Source organism: Cryobacterium sp. 10S3 (assembly GCF_034344045.1).
GTDB lineage: Bacteria > Actinomycetota > Actinomycetes > Actinomycetales > Microbacteriaceae > Cryobacterium > Cryobacterium glucosi.
Genome location: NZ_CP133773.1, coordinates 2,996,776 through 3,011,690 on the forward strand (window position 1 = coordinate 2,996,776; position 14,915 = coordinate 3,011,690).

Here is a 14,915-nt window from a genome sequence, read left to right on the forward strand (position 1 = left end):
TATTGTGCACAATCTTCCGCACGGCCCGATACGATCTGATGCATGGGGGCACAACAACTGGGCCGGGCGGTGGGCCTCGTCATCGCGGGACTCGCCACGGGCGCGGCGGCCGTGCTCTGGTTCCTGGTCGCCTCCGGCGAGCACGCCCCCGGTGCGGCCCCCTCCCGGATCGTGCTCTTCGGCGTGCTCCCGGTGTCGTACGACCCGAGCGCGCCGGGCCCCCGGGCGATCCTCGGCGCCATCGCCCTCTCCGTGCTCTTCGCCGCAGGCATCGCCCTGCTCGAACGCCGCGCGACGAACCGGTCCCGACGGTCCTCCAACGCGCACCTGACCCCGCTCGCACCGAAGATCGTGATGGTCCCGCCGGCAGGAGTCTTCGCCGGGCCCGTGACGGTGACCGTGCTGATCCCGGCTCACAACGAGGCCCTGTCGCTCCCTGTGACCCTGGCCTCCCTTCTCACCCAGTCGCATCCGCCGGAGCGCGTCATCGTCGTCGCGGACAACTGCACCGACGACACCGTCACCATCGCCCGTGCACACGGCGTCGAGGTCGTCGAATCCGTGGGCAACACCCAGAAGAAGGCGGGTGCCCTGAACCAGGCCCTCAAACGGGTCCTGCCCGGACAGCTCGACAACGACGTCGTCATGATCATGGACGCGGACACCGCGCTCGATGACGGCTTCCTCGCCGAGGCGGTCACCCGGTTCACGAGCGATCGCGCCCTGATGGCGATCGGGGGCCTCTTCTACGGGGAGCCGGGGTTCGGCCTGCTCGGACTGCTGCAGCGCAACGAATACGTGCGCTACTCGCGGGAACTCGCCAGGCGGCGCGGCCGCGTCTTCGTCCTGACCGGGACGGCGTCGTTGTTCCGGCCCCTCGCGCTGCGGTCCGTGGCCGAGAACCGCGGTGTCACCATTCCCGGGGTGCCCGGCGACGTCTACGACACGTACGCGCTCACCGAGGACAACGAGCTGACCCTCGCGTTGAAGTCCCTCGGCGGACTGATCACCTCCCCCACCCAGTGCACCGTGGTGACGGAGCTGATGCCGACGCTCCCCGCGCTCTGGCAGCAGCGCCTGCGCTGGCAACGCGGCGCCCTCGAGAATATCGGCACCTACGGCCTGACCCCGGCGACCCTCCGCTACTGGGCGCAGCAACTCGGCATCGGGTACAGCGTCATCGCCCTGACCTCGTTCCTGTCGCTGATGGTGCTGACCCTGCTCGCGGTCAGCACCTGGATCTGGTTCCCGTTCTGGCTCTGCCTGGGCCTCGTCTTCGTCACCGAACGCGTGGTCACCGTGTGGAAGGGCGGCTGGCGGGCCCGCCTGCTCGCGGTCACCGTGCTCCCCGAACTCTGCTTCGACATGTTCCTGAACGTGGTCTACGTCAAGGGCATCGTCGACATCACCCTCGGCAGGCAGGCGGACTGGGAACACGCGAGCAGGCAGGTCGGAACCGGGAGCGCCGCCTGATGCCGGTCCACGTCCTCAGCCAGGTGCCCGCAGGCATCCTGCTGCCCGACACGATCCTCGCCTCAGAGTTCTTCGCCGTCTTCTCGGCCTTCGTCGGGATCAATACCGTCATCTACGTGGTCCTGGCCGTCGCCAAGATCCTGCCGAAGATCTACTTCACCGACTGGGTCAGGGGCAGCAACCGGCGGGCCGCCGCCCGCAGCATCTACGCGGTGGCGGAAATACCGGTGCGGCCGCCGCCTCCCGCCACCACGGTCGCCGTGACGGCCCTCGAGGCATCCGTGCGCCGGGTGCGCGAGTCGGCGCATCCGCTCGCAGGAGTGCATGCGGGAGCGCACAGCGGTGCGCTCGCGTCGACGCACGGCGGGACGCACGCGGAGGCACACGGCGGGACGCACGCGGCTACGCACATGGCTAGGCACGCGGCACCGCATGCCGCGCTACGCGGCCGAGCGGCGGCGGATCACCAGCTGGCTCACCAGCACGAGCACGAGCGCGGCGACGAGGATCCCGACGTAGACGAACGGCACTGACGTGATGCCCGAGCGTTCGAGGAGGATCCCTCCGAGGAGGGCGCCGCCGCCGATCCCGGTGTTGAACGCGGTCGTGTAGAAAGCGCTCGCGGTGTCGCGGATGCGACGGGAGGCGGTGTGCATCAGCCGGGTCTGCAGGAGGGCGGGGAGCGCTCCGAACGCGATGCCCCAAAGCAGGAACGCGACGATGGCGACCGGGAGCATGCCGCTCCAGATGCTCAGCGCCGAGACGCTGACCGCACTCACGACGAGGCCGAGCACGATGCCGAGCTGGGGCCGGGCGGCGAACACCGTGCCGCTGAGGAGCAGTCCGACGGCACCGGCGATCCCGTAGGCGAAGAGGAACGGAGCGATCGCGGACGGATCGACCCCGAGGCCGTCGATCAGGAACGGCGCGATGTACGTGTAGAAGGAGTAGTGACCGATCATGATCAGGGCTGCGATGACGCAGATCAGGGCGACGGGAGCGATCGTGGGGTCCCGGCGCGCGGGCGCCTGGGGGCGCGGGGCTGCTGTCGGGGCCGGGTCGGTCACGGCTGCCTGGTCGGTCACGGCTGCTGACGTGGTCTCGAGCGGCGCAGCGCTCGCGTCCGGGGCATCGGGGGCGGATGCCGCGGCATCCGCTGCCTGCGCCGGTACGCCCCGGTCGCCGCGCGGCGGGGAGACGTAGTGCTCGACCTTCGGCAGGAACCGCCAGACGAGGGCCGCGCCGATGAGCATGAGCACGGCGAGCAGCACGAAGGACAGCCGCCAGCCGAGCGCATGCCCGGCCGCCGTCCCGAGCGGCACGCCGAAGACGAAGGCGAGGGTGCCGCCGGAGATCGTGATCGAGATCGCCCGACCGATCTGTTCCTTGGGCACGAGGTGGGCGGAGTACGCCCCGACGACGCCCCAGAACAGGCCGTGGGCGAGGCCGCCGAGCACCCGGGTGGCGACGACGAGTTCGTAGCTCGGGGCGAGCGCGGTGAGCACGTTGCTGAGCGCGAAAACGAGGAGCACGAACACGATGAGTCCGTGCCGGGGCAGCCGTTTCGTGAGCAGGGCCAGCGGCGTGCTCGTGAGCACGACGGTGAACGCGAACCAGCTCACAAGCAGGCCCGTCTGCGACTGCGGCACTCCGAGCGATCCGCTCATCTCCGGGAGCAGGCCGGTCGGCAGCATCTCGCTGGTGACGGAGAGGAACACGGCACCGGAGAGGGCGAGCAGCCCGATCCACGGTCGAGGCGACCGAGCCGGTGCGGGGGCGGTCGGAGTGCGCGGTGGCGGAGTTGGCGGGATCGAAGCGGGGCAGCTCGATCGGCGAAGTCAGGGACATGGGTGTGCTCACAGAGGGCTGGGCCTGCAGCCCGCGCGGGGCCGGGCCGGCGCCAGCCGGATCGTGTGCGCGCAGCGTGCGCGCCCGGGGCCTGTCGCTTGTGCCGGCCGCATCCAGCCTAACCGACAGCCTGACAGCAGCCGATAGCCTAGACGGATGACTAGTTCCACTCCGCTGCCCGCACACCACCACTGGGTCATCGCCCTCGTCTGCGTCGACCAGCCGGGCATCGTCCACGCCGTGAGCGGCGCCATCGTGCAGGCTCACGGCAACATCACCGAGAGCCAGCAGTTCACGAGCGCCGACACCGGCCGGTTCTTCATGCGACTCCAGATCGAGACTCCCGCCTCACGCGAGGCGCTCACGGCGGCGCTCGCACCCGTCGCCGAGCGCTACGCGATGACGTCGGTGATCGACGTCGTCGGCCGCCCGCTCCGCACCCTCGTGCTCGCCTCGACGGCGGGCAACTGCGTGAACGACCTGCTCTTCCGACACCGGGGCGGCCAGGTGCCGATCGAGATCCCGCTGGTGCTGAGCAACCACGGCACCCTGCGCGACCTCGTCGGCTTCTACGGGGTGCCGTTCGAATCGCTCCCCATCACGGATGCCGCGAGCAAGGCCGCCTTCGAAGCCCGGGTGATCGAGGCTATCGAGGACAACGACATCGAGCTCGTCGTGCTCGCGCGGTACATGCAGATCCTGTCCCCTGAACTGTGCGCGGTCCTCGAGGGCCGGGCCATCAACATCCACCACTCGTTCCTGCCGGGGTTCAAGGGTGCGAACCCGTACAAGCAGGCCCACGCGCGCGGGGTCAAGCTGATCGGGGCGACGGCTCACTTCGTGACGAGCGACCTCGACGAGGGACCGATCATCGAGCAGAACGTGGTCCGGGTGGACCACTCCCGCACGCCGGCCGAGCTCGTCGCGATCGGCCAGGACGAGGAGAGCCGCACCCTCACGCAGGCGGTGACCTGGTTCGCCGAGCACCGGGTGCTGCTCGACGGGGCCCGGACGATCATCTTCAAGTAGCCGCCGGCATCCGCCAGGCCCCAGACCCCGCCGGGGTGTTCCGAATTCAGGAGTTGGCCCCGAATCCGGGCAGAATCCGGCCTAATCCGGCCCGATTGGGGCTCAACTCCTGAATTCGGCACCAGGCCACCCGTGGCCCTGCCGCCGGATGCCGCGGCGCGCGATCGATAAGATGGGCGGGTGACTGACTCCCGTGCCCTGCCGAAGATCGGGTTCAACGACGTTCTGCGGTTCCTGCTCGAACTGTTCGCGTTCGTCACCCTCGCGGTCTGGGGCTTCACGACCTGGCCGTTCCCGTGGCCCGCGCTGCTCGTCGGCATCGTCGCCCCCGCGTTCGCGATCGTCCTCTGGGCCTTGTTCCGGTCGCCGAAGGCCGTCTTCCGGCTTGACCCGTTCGGCAAGGCGATCATCGAGATCGCGGTGTTCGGCGCCGCCGCGATCGCGTGGTGGGACATGGGCCTGCCGATCATCGGCGGCGTCTTCGCGGTCGTCGCGACGGTCAGCGGCGTCCTCTCCGGTCGCGCCGAGCTGCGCTAGCTCGCTCGCGTCCGGGCGGTCAGGCGGGACGGACCGCCCGAGTCTCGCGCGGCATCCGCAGGGCGAGGGCGCTCGTCGCGAGGAAGAACAGCGCACCGACACCGAACGCGACCGGGTACGAGACGGAATCGGCGAGCAGGCCCGCCGCGAGCGGGCCGATGATCGCGCCGAAGTCGGAGAACATCGAGAAGACCGCGACCGGGCGTCCGCCACCTGCCCCCGCTGCGTCGCCGACCGCGGCGGCGGGAGCCGTACCGAGGAACGCCGACGCGACGCCGTAGACGCAGAGCAGCACCGTGAGGACCACAATGTTCGGCGCGAACGGCACCGCGAAGATGGTCACGGCGGCGAGCAGACAGGCTCCGATGATCGCCGGGCGGCGTCCGACGGTGTCGACGAAGCGGGCCGCGGGCGCGAGTGCGAGGGTCTGGGCGACCGCCGCGACAGCGAAGGCCACACCGGTCCAGGAGCTGGGGCCGCGCAGCACCTCGACGACGAGCACAGGGATCAGCGCGTTGCGCACACCGAACGAGGTCCAGCCCTGCGCGAAGTTGGCCAGGCACGCGGCCCGGAACCGGGGGTCGGCGAGCACAGCGCGGAACGGGACCCTGGGCGCCGACGCGCCGGACGCATCCGCCGTCGCGTTGCGATAACCGGGGCTCAGCAGTAGCAGCCCGAGCACACCGGCGATCGCGAGCGTGCCGGCGTAGAAGAAGAAGGGCGCCGTGAGCGAGATCGTCGCGAGCAGGCCGCCGAGGGCGGGGCCGGCCATGCCGCCGAGCAGGAACCCGCCCTGATAGAAGCCGATGGCGCGGCCGCGGATGCCCGGAGCAGTCGAGCCGAGCAGGAGCGTCATCGCCGAGACGGTGAACATCGCCGAGCCGATGCCTCCTGCCCCGCGCAACAGGAGCAGTTGCGGGTAGTTCTGGGCGATGCCCGCGAGCCCGCTCGAGAGTGCGACGATGCCGATGCCCGCCGCGAGGATGGTCCGCTCCCCCGCCCAGTCGATCAGGCGCCCGCAGAACGGGCTCGCGACGAACCGCATCAGCGCGAACGCGGAGACGACCGCGCCGATCTCGAGGTTGCCGACGCCGAAGCTGCGCACGTAGACCGGGAGCACCGGGACGACGACGCCGAAACCGACCATGACGAAGAAGGCGATCACGCCGAGGACGAGCACGTCCCGGGAGAGTCGCGGCTGCCCATCCGCCCCTGTGGGCGGCGTGCGGGGGCGGAAGAGGCGCATCTACTCAGGCTAGGCCGTCGCGGCGGTGTCGCCGCGCGGGCGGATGCCGCGGCTCAGCGCGCGAGCGCCGTCGCTGATTCGCGGTGCACCGGTACGCTCCCGGCAGCGAGCGCGGCATCCCGCCGCCCGCCGATCGCACGGAGCGCGTTGAGGATCGTCGCGAGGTCGACGAGCTCCTGCAGGAGCGCCCCGATCGTCGCCGGGATCAGCCCGAACGCGGCGAAGACCATCAGGACCAGGCTCAGCGCGATACCGATCCAGATGCTCTGCAACGCGATCCGGATCGTGTCCTGCCCGATCGCGACCGCCCTGGCCGTGCGCGAGAGGTCGTCGATCAGGATGACGACGTCTGCTGACTCGCTCGCCGCGGTCGCGCCGCGCGCGCCCATCGCGATGCCGACATCCGCCACCGCGAGCACGGGAGCGTCATTGACACCGTCGCCGACCATGATCACCGGACGCTCCGTGATCGCCCGCACGCCCTCGACCTTGTCGACAGGCAGGCAGTCGGCCTGGACGTTCGTGATTCCCACGAGCGCGGCGATGTGCTCGGCCGTCGGCCGGGCGTCCCCGGTGAGCATGACCGTGTTGCGGATTCCGAGCTCCCCGAGGGCGTCGATCGTCTGGCGGGCATTGCCGCGCAGCTGGTCGCTCGCGACGATGCTGCCGGCGAAGCTCCCGTCCACGGCGACGTAGATGGCGAGTTCCCCGCCGTCGAGCGGGGCGGCGACGGCCGCCGGCGCGGTCTCCGCCACGAAGGAGAGCTTGCCCACGGTCACCTCGCGGCCGTCGAGCCTGGCGACGACGCCGTGTGCAGGCACCTCGCTCGCCGTCGCGGTCGCGAGGAGCTCGAGGCCGCGGCTGCGAGCCTCCGCGATCACGGATGCCGCGAGCACGTGTGACGAGTACTGTTCGGCGGACGCGGCGAGCGCCAGCACCTCGTCGGCGTCGAAGCCGGCGGCGGGCAGCACCCTGGCGATGGCGGGGGTGCCGTGGGTCAGGGTTCCGGTCTTGTCGAAGACGATGGTCCTGGCGCGGGACAGCGCTTCGAGCACCCCGCCGCCCTTGACGATGATTCCGTTGCGCGCCGCGCGGCTCATGCCTCCCATGAACGCGATCGGAGCAGAGATCAGCAGCGGGCACGGGGTGGCGACGACGAGCACCTCGGCGAAGCGGACCGGCTCACCGGTCAGGATCCAGGCGAGGGCAGCCAGGGACAGGGCGACCGCGGTGAACGGCACCGCGTACCGGTCGGCGAGCCGGACGACGGGTGCCTTGCTCGCGGAGGCCTCCTCGACGAGGGCCACGATCTGCTGGTACTGGCTGTTCGCCGCGGTCGCGGTTGCGCGGATGGTGGCGGCGGCCTGGCCGTTGATCGACCCCGAGAGGATGCCCTCGCCCTTGTTGCGTTCAACGGGGAGGCTCTCCCCGGTCAGCGAGGACTCGTCGAAGGCCGCGCTGGCGGACTCGAGCACACCGTCGACGGGAACGATCTCGGCCGGGCGCACGAGCAGGAGGTCACCCGGCTGCACAGCCGTGGCTGGCAGGTCCTCGACGTCGGCCAGGTCATCTGCGGATCTCAGGCGGTGCGCGATCTGCGGTGCCCGGTTGAGCAGGGCGTTGAGTTCGCGCTTGGCACGGTTCACGGCGAAGTCTTCGAGGGCGGCGCCCCCGGTGAGCATCAGCACGATCAGGATGGTCGCGACGTACTCGCCGACGAGCACCGTTGCGACGATGGCGGTGATCGCGAGCAGGTCGACGCCGAAACTGCCGTGGCGCAGCTGCTTGACCATGCCCACGGCCGAGATCGCGGCGACGAACAGGCCGAAACCGCCGAACAGCCAGGCCAGGCTGTCGGCGAAGCCGGCGAGGGCGAGCCCGATTCCGACCACCCCGAGCACGATGGTCGCGGCGACGAGCGGATACCGCCGTACGGCGGCGAACAGACGGGACATGCTTCAAGTCTTGTCCCGTCCCCCGTTCACCGCCAGCAAGGTGAGGCTCGCCTGTCCGGGGCGGATGCCCGGCCGGCGACGAGCGCCGGGCATCCGTCTCGAGGGCGGGCGTCTCAGAGCACGAGCGCGGTCAGGAAGGCCGCGTTGATGGCCTCGCCGACCTTGGCCGGGTGCACGCAGTCGCCGAGCGGATGCACGTTGGCTCGCCCTTCGAGCGCGAGCGTGAGCGCCGTGTTCGGACGCACCCCGAAGGCCGCGATCACCGTGGACGCGGTGACGTGCACGGCGCCGTCCGGGCCGGTCGCGGTGAGGCCGTCGGCGTCGACGGAGGTGACGGTGTGCCCGGTGAGGATCCGGACGCCCTTCTCACTGAGTTCGCGCAGCAGGGTGATCCGGTTGATCACGATCATGTCTCGGGCGAGCTCGTCGGCGAGTTCGACGATCGTGACGTTGCAGCCCTGTCCGGCGAGTTCGAGGGCGGCGTCGCAGCCCGAGAGGCCGCCACCCGCGATGACGACACTATGGCCGACGGGGACGCCACGGTGGAAGTCGAGCACGTCGATCACGTTCGCACCGTCGAGGCCGGGGATGGGCGGCAGGAGCGGAAGAGAACCGGTCGCGACGATGATCTCGTCGGCCTCGAACGTCGCGAGGGAGTCCGCGTCGATGGTCGTGTCGAGGTGCACGGTCACGGGGAGGTGGGTGAACTGGCGTTCCCACCAGCCGATCATCGCACGCAGTTCCTTCTTGAACTCCGGGGTCGCCGCGGGCAGCAGCACGCCGCCGAGCTGGGGCCCTGCCTCGTAGAGGTCGACGGAGTGGCCGCGGAGCGCGGCGACCCGTGCGGATTCGAGTCCGCCGGGGCCGCCGCCGATCACGACGACGTGTTTGAGGACATCCGCCTTCTCGACGCGGCGTTCGCGTTCGAAGCCGACCTGGGGGTTCACGGCGCAGCCGAGCGGCAGGGCGAAGAAGGCGTTGCCGACGCACATCGAGTTGCAGCGGATGCACGGGCGGATGTCCGCGCGATCGCCCGCGGTGAGCTTGCCCGCCCACTCCGGATCCGCGATCAGTCCGCGCCCGATGCCGGCGAAGTCGGCGTCGCCCGCGGCGAGGGCGGCCTCCGCGTTCTCCGGGGTGAGGTTGCCGACGGCCATCACCGGGATGGAGACGACGTCCTTGAGTGCGCGGGCCGCCGGGACCATGCACGCGTCGCCGAGGTAGTACGGCGGGAAGACGTAGTCCATGGCTTCGTATGACCCGTCGTCGGCGATGATGAGGTCGAGCCCAGCCGCGGCGAGCACGACGGCGATGGCCTGGCCCTCCGCCGTCGTGCGGCCCCCGGCGAAACGGTGGTTGACAGAGAGGCGGAAGCTGACGGGCAGGCCGGGCGCGTTGGCCTTGACGGCGGCGATGATCTCGGTCGCGAACCGGCAGCGGTTCTCGACACTGCCGCCGTAGACATCCGTGCGGCGGTTCCAGCAGGCGCTCATGAACTGGTCGATCAGGTAGCCCGTGTGGCCATGGATGTCGATCGCATCCATCCCCGCGGCGGCGGCGCGGGCAGCGGCTTCGCCGAAGCGGCGGACGAGCAGGTGGATCTCGTCGATCTCGAGCGGCCGGCAGAGCACGCTCGGGTCTGCATAGTGCGGGTTGTCGGAGGCGGATATCGGCAGCCGGTCCGGGTCGATCACGTTGATGTTGCGCCCGAGGCCCGCGGTGAGCTGCAGGGAGACCAGCCCGCCGACGGCGTGGATCGAGTCGGCGAGGGCGGTGAGGCCCGGAAGCGCGGCATCGGTGTGCACGCAGCAGAGTCCGGCGTTGAGCGTCTCGTAGTCCTCGGAGACGGCGCTGATGCCGGTCCTCACGAGGCCAGTGCCCCCGCGGGCGCGTTCGGTGTAATACGCGATTTCTTGAGCGGTGAAGAGCCCCTCCGGGGTGCCCATCTCGGTGCCCATCGGCGCCATGATCACCCGGTTCGGGAGTTCGAGGGTACCGATGCGACCCGGTTTGAGGACGTGTGCGAAGCCTGTCATGGTGTTCTTTCCCGTGCGATGACCGATGGTCGTCGTCGACCTGGGGCGCATCCCGGGCGGGAAATCGGGCGGGAAAAATGGAGCAAGAGCAACGACCTGAATTGTTTCAATCCTAGGTGAGCCGCCAGAGTGAAAACCGAAGAATCGCTATGGATTCGTTCCGGATGTCCGGTCCCGAAGCATCGCGAAGTCGATCGCGAGCAGGTATTTGATCCGCTCCTCACGCATCCGCGCGTAGCCAGGGGCGTGGCCGTCGATCGTCTGGCGGATCAGGCGTGCGGCGAGGGCCTTCCGGATCTCATAACTCGCGTCGTGTTGCGCGTCCTCGACGATCGCGGCCAGTTTCTTGTCGTCGTCCGCGACCGCGTGCAGGATGAGCGCGAGACCCTTGTGGGCGCGACGACGGCGGCCGAGCCTGCCGATGTCGAGCCGCTCATCCTCGGTGAAGCCCTGCGACCAGCGCCGGGACGCGAGTTCCCGTCTTTCCTGCGCGACGCGGGCGGCATCCTCTTCGTTCTGCGCCGCAAGAAGGAGCAGTTCATCGCGCGCGACCGTCCGGTAGGACGATTCGTCGAAGTTGTCGTGCTCGCGGAGAGCCCCGACGATGATGTGGTTCTTCACGGCCATCCGCACCGCGGAGAGGGCGATGAGGAGGCCCTCGTCGATGATCCGTTCCATGGCGTTCACCCGCGGCGCCGCATCCGACGCGAGGGTCGCGTGCGGGACACCGAATGCCATTCAGGTGCCATGCCGCGCCGCTTTCTCGTCCAGGTGAGAAACTATGTCTCCTGCACTGATTTTATGGGCATTCGACTCCCGTGCGCATGCCGCGCGCAATACCCGAAAGGTTCCGATGTCCCCTGTCGATCCCGCCGCGGCCTTCCCCGGCGTCGTCGAACGCCTCCGCGCGGCGGGATGCGTCTTCGCCGAGGAGGAAGCGGAGCTCCTCGTTGGCGAGGCCCGGTCGGCGGACGAGCTCGAGGACCTGCTCGAGCGCAGGGTGGGCGGGGAGCCGCTCGAGTACGTCCTCGGCTGGGCGCTGTTCTGCGGGCTGCGGGTGCACGTCGAACCCGGGGTCTTCGTGCCGCGGCGACGCACAGAGGCGCTCGTACGCGAGGCCGCCGGGCTCGCCGGTCCCGGTGCGATCGTCGTCGACCTCTGCTGCGGCACGGGAGCGGTCGGTGCCGCCCTGCTCTCGACCCTGCCGGGGCTGGGGCTCGACCTCCTGGCGGCGGACCTCGACCCGGTCGCAGTCCGCTGCGCCCGCGTCAACCTCCCTGGCCGAACCGTGGTCGAGGGCGATCTTTTCGCCCCCCTGCCCCTGGCCCTGCGCGGTCGGATCGCGCTCCTGCTCGTCAACGCGCCCTACGTGCCGACCGGCTCCATCGAGCGGATGCCGCCGGAGGCCCGGGTGCACGAGCACCGGCTGGCGCTCGACGGCGGTTCTGACGGGCTCGACGTGCAGCGAAGGGTCGCGGCGGCGGCGGCAGGCTGGCTCGCCCCCGGCGGCCATCTCCTGATCGAGACGAGTGCGCGCCAGGCGCCGGTGACGAGCGCGTTGTTCGCCAGGAACGGCCTGCTCCCCCGTACCGCGCACCACGACGACGTCGACGGAACCGTTGTGATCGGCACACGGGTGAGGCCCCCGACCCCAGGGGTCGAGGGCCTCTCCCGGACGAGCGGGGCCGGTTAGGCCAGGCGCGTCTGCAGGTTCGTCCCGATGGCGGCGAGGAATTCCTCGGTCGTCTGGTAGCCCTGCTCCGGGCCGACCAGCAATGCGAGGTCCTTGGTCATCTGGCCGCTTTCGACGGTCTTGATGACGACGTCCTCGAGGGTCTCGGCGAACTCGGCGAGCGCCGGGTTGCCGTCGAGCTTGGCCCGGTGCGAGAGGCCGCGGGTCCAGGCATAGATCGAGGCGATCGGGTTCGTCGAGGTGGGCTTGCCCTGCTGGTGCTGGCGGTAGTGGCGGGTCACGGTGCCGTGCGCTGCCTCTGCCTCAACGACCTTGCCATCGGGAGTGGAGAGCACGCTCGTCATCAGGCCGAGCGAGCCGAAGCCCTGCGCGACGGTGTCCGACTGCACGTCGCCGTCGTAGTTCTTGCAGGCCCAGACGTAGCCGCCTTCCCACTTCATGGCGGATGCGACCATGTCGTCGATCAGGCGGTGCTCGTAGGTGAGGCCGGCAGCCTCATAGCGGGCCTTGAACTCGGTGTCGAAGATCTCCTGGAAGATGTCCTTGAACCGGCCGTCGTATGCCTTGAGGATGGTGTTCTTGGTCGACAGGTAGACCGGGTAGTTCCGCACGAGGCCGTAGTTGAGCGAGGCACGGGCGAAGTCACGGATCGAGCTGTCGAGGTTGTACATGCCCATCGCGACACCGCTGCCCGGGGACTGGAAGACCTCGAAGGTCTGCGCCTCCGAGCCGTCCTTCGGTGTGAAGGTCATGCTGAGCGTGCCCTCACCCTCGAAGCGGAAGTTCGTGGCGCGGTACTGGTCGCCGAAGGCGTGGCGTCCGATGATGATCGGCTTGTTCCAGCCGGGAACCAGGCGCGGGATGTTGGAAATGATGATCGGCTCACGAAAAATCGTTCCGCCGAGGATGTTGCGGATCGTGCCGTTGGGAGACGCCCACATCTTCTTGAGGCCGAATTCCTCGACCCTGGCCTCGTCCGGGGTGATGGTCGCGCACTTCACGCCGACGCCGTGCTTCTGGATGGCGTGGGCAGCGTCGATCGTGATCTGGTCGTCGGTCTCATCGCGTTTCTGGATCGACAGGTCGTAGTACTCGAGGTCGATGTCGAGGTACGGGTGGATGAGCGTGTCCTTGATGGCCTGCCAGATGATGCGCGTCATCTCGTCCCCGTCGAGCTCGACGACGGTGCCTTCAACCTTGATCTTCGCCAATGAATTCTCCTCAGAATGGTACCGGCCACGTGGCCGAGCCAATTCTACAAGGCCCCCGCAACTGTCTCGACATCGAGACAGTTTCCAGTCCGGTCCTGCCCGGCGCACAAAACCCGACTACCACGCCGGTCGGCCGCAGGTTAGCCTGTTGCCATGGGTGAACTACGTCTGGAAGAACTGTCCGCACGCAACATTGTTGCGGCCAATAGCCTCAGTCTCAAACCGGGCCAGGAGCTGTACATCGCTCCCGTCTCCTATGCGGTGGCGGCTTCCGTGATCAATCCCGCGACCGCGTGGCAGCGCGTCGTGTTGCTCGACGGCGAGGTGGCCGGGTTCATCCACGGCAACTTCGACCCCGATTCGGAGCACGAGGAATTCCGGGCCTGCATCTGGAGGATCAACGTAGACGCGAGCGCCCAGGGCAAGGGCGTCGGCAAATTCGCAGCAGAGTCACTCGCCCAGGAGGCCAGGAAGCGGGGCTTCGACCACATCACCGTGATCTGGGAACCCGGCGAAGAAGGCCCGGAGTCGTTCTTCCACCGGATCGGCTTCGTCGACATCGGCGAGACGGCATACGGCGAGATGATCGGTTCGCTCAAGCTGTAGCGACCAGACGGTCCCGCCGGCCATGCGCCTCGCCCCCGACAGCGACTTCGTCACGCATGTCCTCGGCATCGTCGACTCGATTCCCGCCGGGCGGGTGATGACCTACGGCGACGTCGCGGCGGTGCTCGGCTCTCGCGGCGCCCGTGTCGTCGGCCAGATCATGGCGCATTATGGGGCGGATGTCCCCTGGTGGCGGGTGATCCGGGCCGGCGGCCACCCGCCGGTCGCACACGAGGCCAGGGCGCTGCCGCACTACCGCGAAGAAGGCACCCCGCTCGTCCTCCTGGGCACCGCGGAGTCCGGCTACCGGGTCGATTACCGGGCTGCGCGCTGGTCACCGACCTGACCTGCCCCTCGCGGGCACCGCCGGCACCGGGTACGGTGCCGGCATGGACAGTGAAGAAGGCTTTCAGGACCCCGTCGTCACCAATCCCGGCCTCTACCGGGTGATCCTCGAGAATGAGCGGGTACGCGTCCTCGAATACCGGGACACGCCCGGTGCCGCGACCGCGCCGCACCGGCATCCGGACAGCGTCATGGTCACCCTGAGCGAATTCAGCCGGCGGATCTCGTCGGACGGCCGCGCCGTCGACGTCGAGCTTCCCGCCGGGGTCGCGCGATGGCTTCCCGCCCAGGAACACACCGGTGCGAACACCGGCCATACCGACACGCACTCGATCTTCATCGAACTCAAGGAGCCGGCGCGGCATCCCCGAGGGCGCACGGACGAGCCGCCGCTCGGGCCGCAGTCCGCCGCCCCGTCTGCGCCGGACACCGACGATGAGGCGAACGTCTGGGGCTTCTCCTAGCGAGTCGCAGGCAAACGGTGTTAGCGTGCGGCATGTCCAGTGAACAGAACGCCACACAGTCCCTCGATCCGCTCGTGACGGATCCCGGCGTCTACCGGGTATTGCTCGAAAACGACCGCGTTCGCGTGCTCGAATTCCTCGATGCCCCCGGCGACACCACCAACCCGCACGAGCACCCAGACAGCGTGATGATCACGCTGAGCGCATACTCCCGGAGGCTCTCCTTCGAAGGCAGGGAGGTCGACGTCGAACTCCCGGCCGGCGAGACCGCCTGGCTCCCCGCCCAGGAACACGCCGGCGTGAACATCGGCACCACGCCGACCCACGCGATCTTCGTCGAGCTCAAGGAACAGGCCGTGCGCGCCCCCGATCCCAGCCTGCACCCGCTCGGGCCGGCGCCGCGCCCGCTGATCGGCATCCCGTTGTCGGACGCCTCGAGCGACGAAGAGAAGGCCTGGGGCTTCGCCTAGGC

15 protein-coding genes are annotated in these 14,915 nt (G+C 69.3%); 9 read left to right on the forward strand and 6 right to left on the reverse strand.

The genetic code is table 11. The features are described from left to right. Positions 1-42 precede the first annotated feature (42 nt). Positions 43-1,473 carry a glycosyltransferase family 2 protein gene (locus RHM57_RS13930; RefSeq protein ID WP_322140982.1) on the forward strand — a complete coding sequence of 477 codons (1,431 nt, stop codon included), beginning with the start codon at positions 43-45 and terminating at the stop codon, positions 1,471-1,473. Beyond that, positions 1,473-2,006 carry a hypothetical protein gene (locus tag RHM57_RS13935; protein ID WP_322137204.1) on the forward strand — a complete coding sequence of 178 codons (534 nt, stop codon included), beginning with the start codon at positions 1,473-1,475 and terminating at the stop codon, positions 2,004-2,006. Before RHM57_RS13930 ends, RHM57_RS13935 begins: the two co-directional genes overlap by 1 nt. Here RHM57_RS13935 and RHM57_RS13940 read toward each other — a convergent pair. After that, positions 1,914-3,191 carry an MFS transporter gene (locus RHM57_RS13940; RefSeq protein ID WP_322188391.1) on the reverse strand — a complete coding sequence of 426 codons (1,278 nt, stop codon included), beginning with the start codon at positions 3,189-3,191 and terminating at the stop codon, positions 1,914-1,916. The genes RHM57_RS13935 and RHM57_RS13940 overlap by 93 nt on opposite strands. 286 nt (positions 3,192-3,477) lie before the next feature. Here RHM57_RS13940 and purU point away from each other — a divergent pair, with 286 nt between their 5' ends. Beyond that, entirely contained in the window at positions 3,478-4,350 is an 873-nt protein-coding gene (gene purU / locus RHM57_RS13945) for a formyltetrahydrofolate deformylase (protein WP_322140984.1), read from the forward strand. Between the two features lie 180 nt (positions 4,351-4,530). Further along, on the forward strand, positions 4,531-4,887 hold the full coding sequence (locus RHM57_RS13950) for a YrdB family protein (protein WP_322137202.1): 357 nt from the start codon (positions 4,531-4,533) through the stop codon (positions 4,885-4,887). Between the two features lie 19 nt (positions 4,888-4,906). On the opposite strand, the gene RHM57_RS13955 is transcribed toward RHM57_RS13950, so the two are convergent. The 4 genes from RHM57_RS13955 to RHM57_RS13970 all read right to left on the reverse strand — a co-directional run bounded on the left by RHM57_RS13955 (position 4,907) and on the right by RHM57_RS13970 (position 10,862). Then, positions 4,907-6,133 carry an MFS transporter gene (locus RHM57_RS13955; RefSeq protein ID WP_322137201.1) on the reverse strand — a complete coding sequence of 409 codons (1,227 nt, stop codon included), beginning with the start codon at positions 6,131-6,133 and terminating at the stop codon, positions 4,907-4,909. 53 nt (positions 6,134-6,186) lie between these two features. Next, a complete protein-coding gene (locus RHM57_RS13960; protein ID WP_322137200.1) occupies positions 6,187-8,088 on the reverse strand; it encodes a heavy metal translocating P-type ATPase in 1,902 nt (633 codons plus the stop codon). A gap of 113 nt (positions 8,089-8,201) precedes the next feature. Beyond that, on the reverse strand, positions 8,202-10,124 hold the full coding sequence (locus RHM57_RS13965) for an FAD-dependent oxidoreductase (RefSeq protein ID WP_322188393.1): 1,923 nt from the start codon (positions 10,122-10,124) through the stop codon (positions 8,202-8,204). 147 nt (positions 10,125-10,271) lie between these two features. Then, positions 10,272-10,862 (reverse strand): hypothetical protein, encoded by a 591-nt coding sequence (locus RHM57_RS13970; protein WP_322137198.1) that lies wholly within the window; start codon positions 10,860-10,862, stop codon positions 10,272-10,274. A gap of 115 nt (positions 10,863-10,977) precedes the next feature. Here RHM57_RS13970 and RHM57_RS13975 point away from each other — a divergent pair, with 115 nt between their 5' ends. Then, on the forward strand, positions 10,978-11,817 hold the full coding sequence (locus RHM57_RS13975) for a putative protein N(5)-glutamine methyltransferase (RefSeq protein WP_322137197.1): 840 nt from the start codon (positions 10,978-10,980) through the stop codon (positions 11,815-11,817). On the opposite strand, the gene RHM57_RS13980 is transcribed toward RHM57_RS13975, so the two are convergent. Further along, positions 11,814-13,028 (reverse strand): NADP-dependent isocitrate dehydrogenase, encoded by a 1,215-nt coding sequence (locus tag RHM57_RS13980; protein ID WP_322137196.1) that lies wholly within the window; start codon positions 13,026-13,028, stop codon positions 11,814-11,816. The genes RHM57_RS13975 and RHM57_RS13980 overlap by 4 nt on opposite strands. Before the next feature lie 153 nt (positions 13,029-13,181). Here RHM57_RS13980 and RHM57_RS13985 point away from each other — a divergent pair, with 153 nt between their 5' ends. The 4 genes from RHM57_RS13985 to RHM57_RS14000 are packed head-to-tail and all read left to right on the forward strand — an operon-like array spanning position 13,182 to position 14,913. After that, positions 13,182-13,634, forward strand: coding sequence for a GNAT family N-acetyltransferase (locus RHM57_RS13985; RefSeq protein ID WP_134449973.1), 453 nt, complete (start codon positions 13,182-13,184; stop codon positions 13,632-13,634). A gap of 22 nt (positions 13,635-13,656) precedes the next feature. Continuing rightward, the gene (locus tag RHM57_RS13990; RefSeq protein ID WP_322137195.1) at positions 13,657-13,980 is read left to right on the forward strand and encodes an MGMT family protein; all 324 of its coding nucleotides are present in this window, start codon (positions 13,657-13,659) and stop codon (positions 13,978-13,980) included. Between the two features lie 43 nt (positions 13,981-14,023). Then, on the forward strand, positions 14,024-14,443 hold the full coding sequence (locus tag RHM57_RS13995) for a cytoplasmic protein (RefSeq protein ID WP_322137194.1): 420 nt from the start codon (positions 14,024-14,026) through the stop codon (positions 14,441-14,443). Positions 14,444-14,475: 32 nt separating this feature from the next. Further along, on the forward strand, positions 14,476-14,913 hold the full coding sequence (locus RHM57_RS14000; protein WP_198413389.1) for a cupin domain-containing protein: 438 nt from the start codon (positions 14,476-14,478) through the stop codon (positions 14,911-14,913). The last annotated feature ends 2 nt before the right edge of the window (positions 14,914-14,915 follow it).

Bases quoted from the DNA above. Each gene is read 5' to 3' on its own strand.
- RHM57_RS13930 (WP_322140982.1), top strand. From the start codon at position 43: ATGGGGGCACAACAACTGGGCCGGGCGGTGGGCCTCGTCATCGCGGGA.
- RHM57_RS13935 (WP_322137204.1), top strand. From the start codon at position 1,473: ATGCCGGTCCACGTCCTCAGCCAGGTGCCCGCAGGCATCCTGCTGCCC.
- purU (WP_322140984.1), top strand. From the start codon at position 3,478: ATGACTAGTTCCACTCCGCTGCCCGCACACCACCACTGGGTCATCGCC.
- RHM57_RS13955 (WP_322137201.1), bottom strand. From the start codon at position 6,133: ATGCGCCTCTTCCGCCCCCGCACGCCGCCCACAGGGGCGGATGGGCAG.
- RHM57_RS13960 (WP_322137200.1), bottom strand. From the start codon at position 8,088: ATGTCCCGTCTGTTCGCCGCCGTACGGCGGTATCCGCTCGTCGCCGCG.
- RHM57_RS13965 (WP_322188393.1), bottom strand. From the start codon at position 10,124: ATGACAGGCTTCGCACACGTCCTCAAACCGGGTCGCATCGGTACCCTC.
- RHM57_RS13970 (WP_322137198.1), bottom strand. From the start codon at position 10,862: ATGGCATTCGGTGTCCCGCACGCGACCCTCGCGTCGGATGCGGCGCCG.
- RHM57_RS13975 (WP_322137197.1), top strand. From the start codon at position 10,978: ATGTCCCCTGTCGATCCCGCCGCGGCCTTCCCCGGCGTCGTCGAACGC.
- RHM57_RS13985 (WP_134449973.1), top strand. From the start codon at position 13,182: ATGGGTGAACTACGTCTGGAAGAACTGTCCGCACGCAACATTGTTGCG.
- RHM57_RS13990 (WP_322137195.1), top strand. From the start codon at position 13,657: ATGCGCCTCGCCCCCGACAGCGACTTCGTCACGCATGTCCTCGGCATC.
- RHM57_RS13995 (WP_322137194.1), top strand. From the start codon at position 14,024: ATGGACAGTGAAGAAGGCTTTCAGGACCCCGTCGTCACCAATCCCGGC.
- RHM57_RS14000 (WP_198413389.1), top strand. From the start codon at position 14,476: ATGTCCAGTGAACAGAACGCCACACAGTCCCTCGATCCGCTCGTGACG.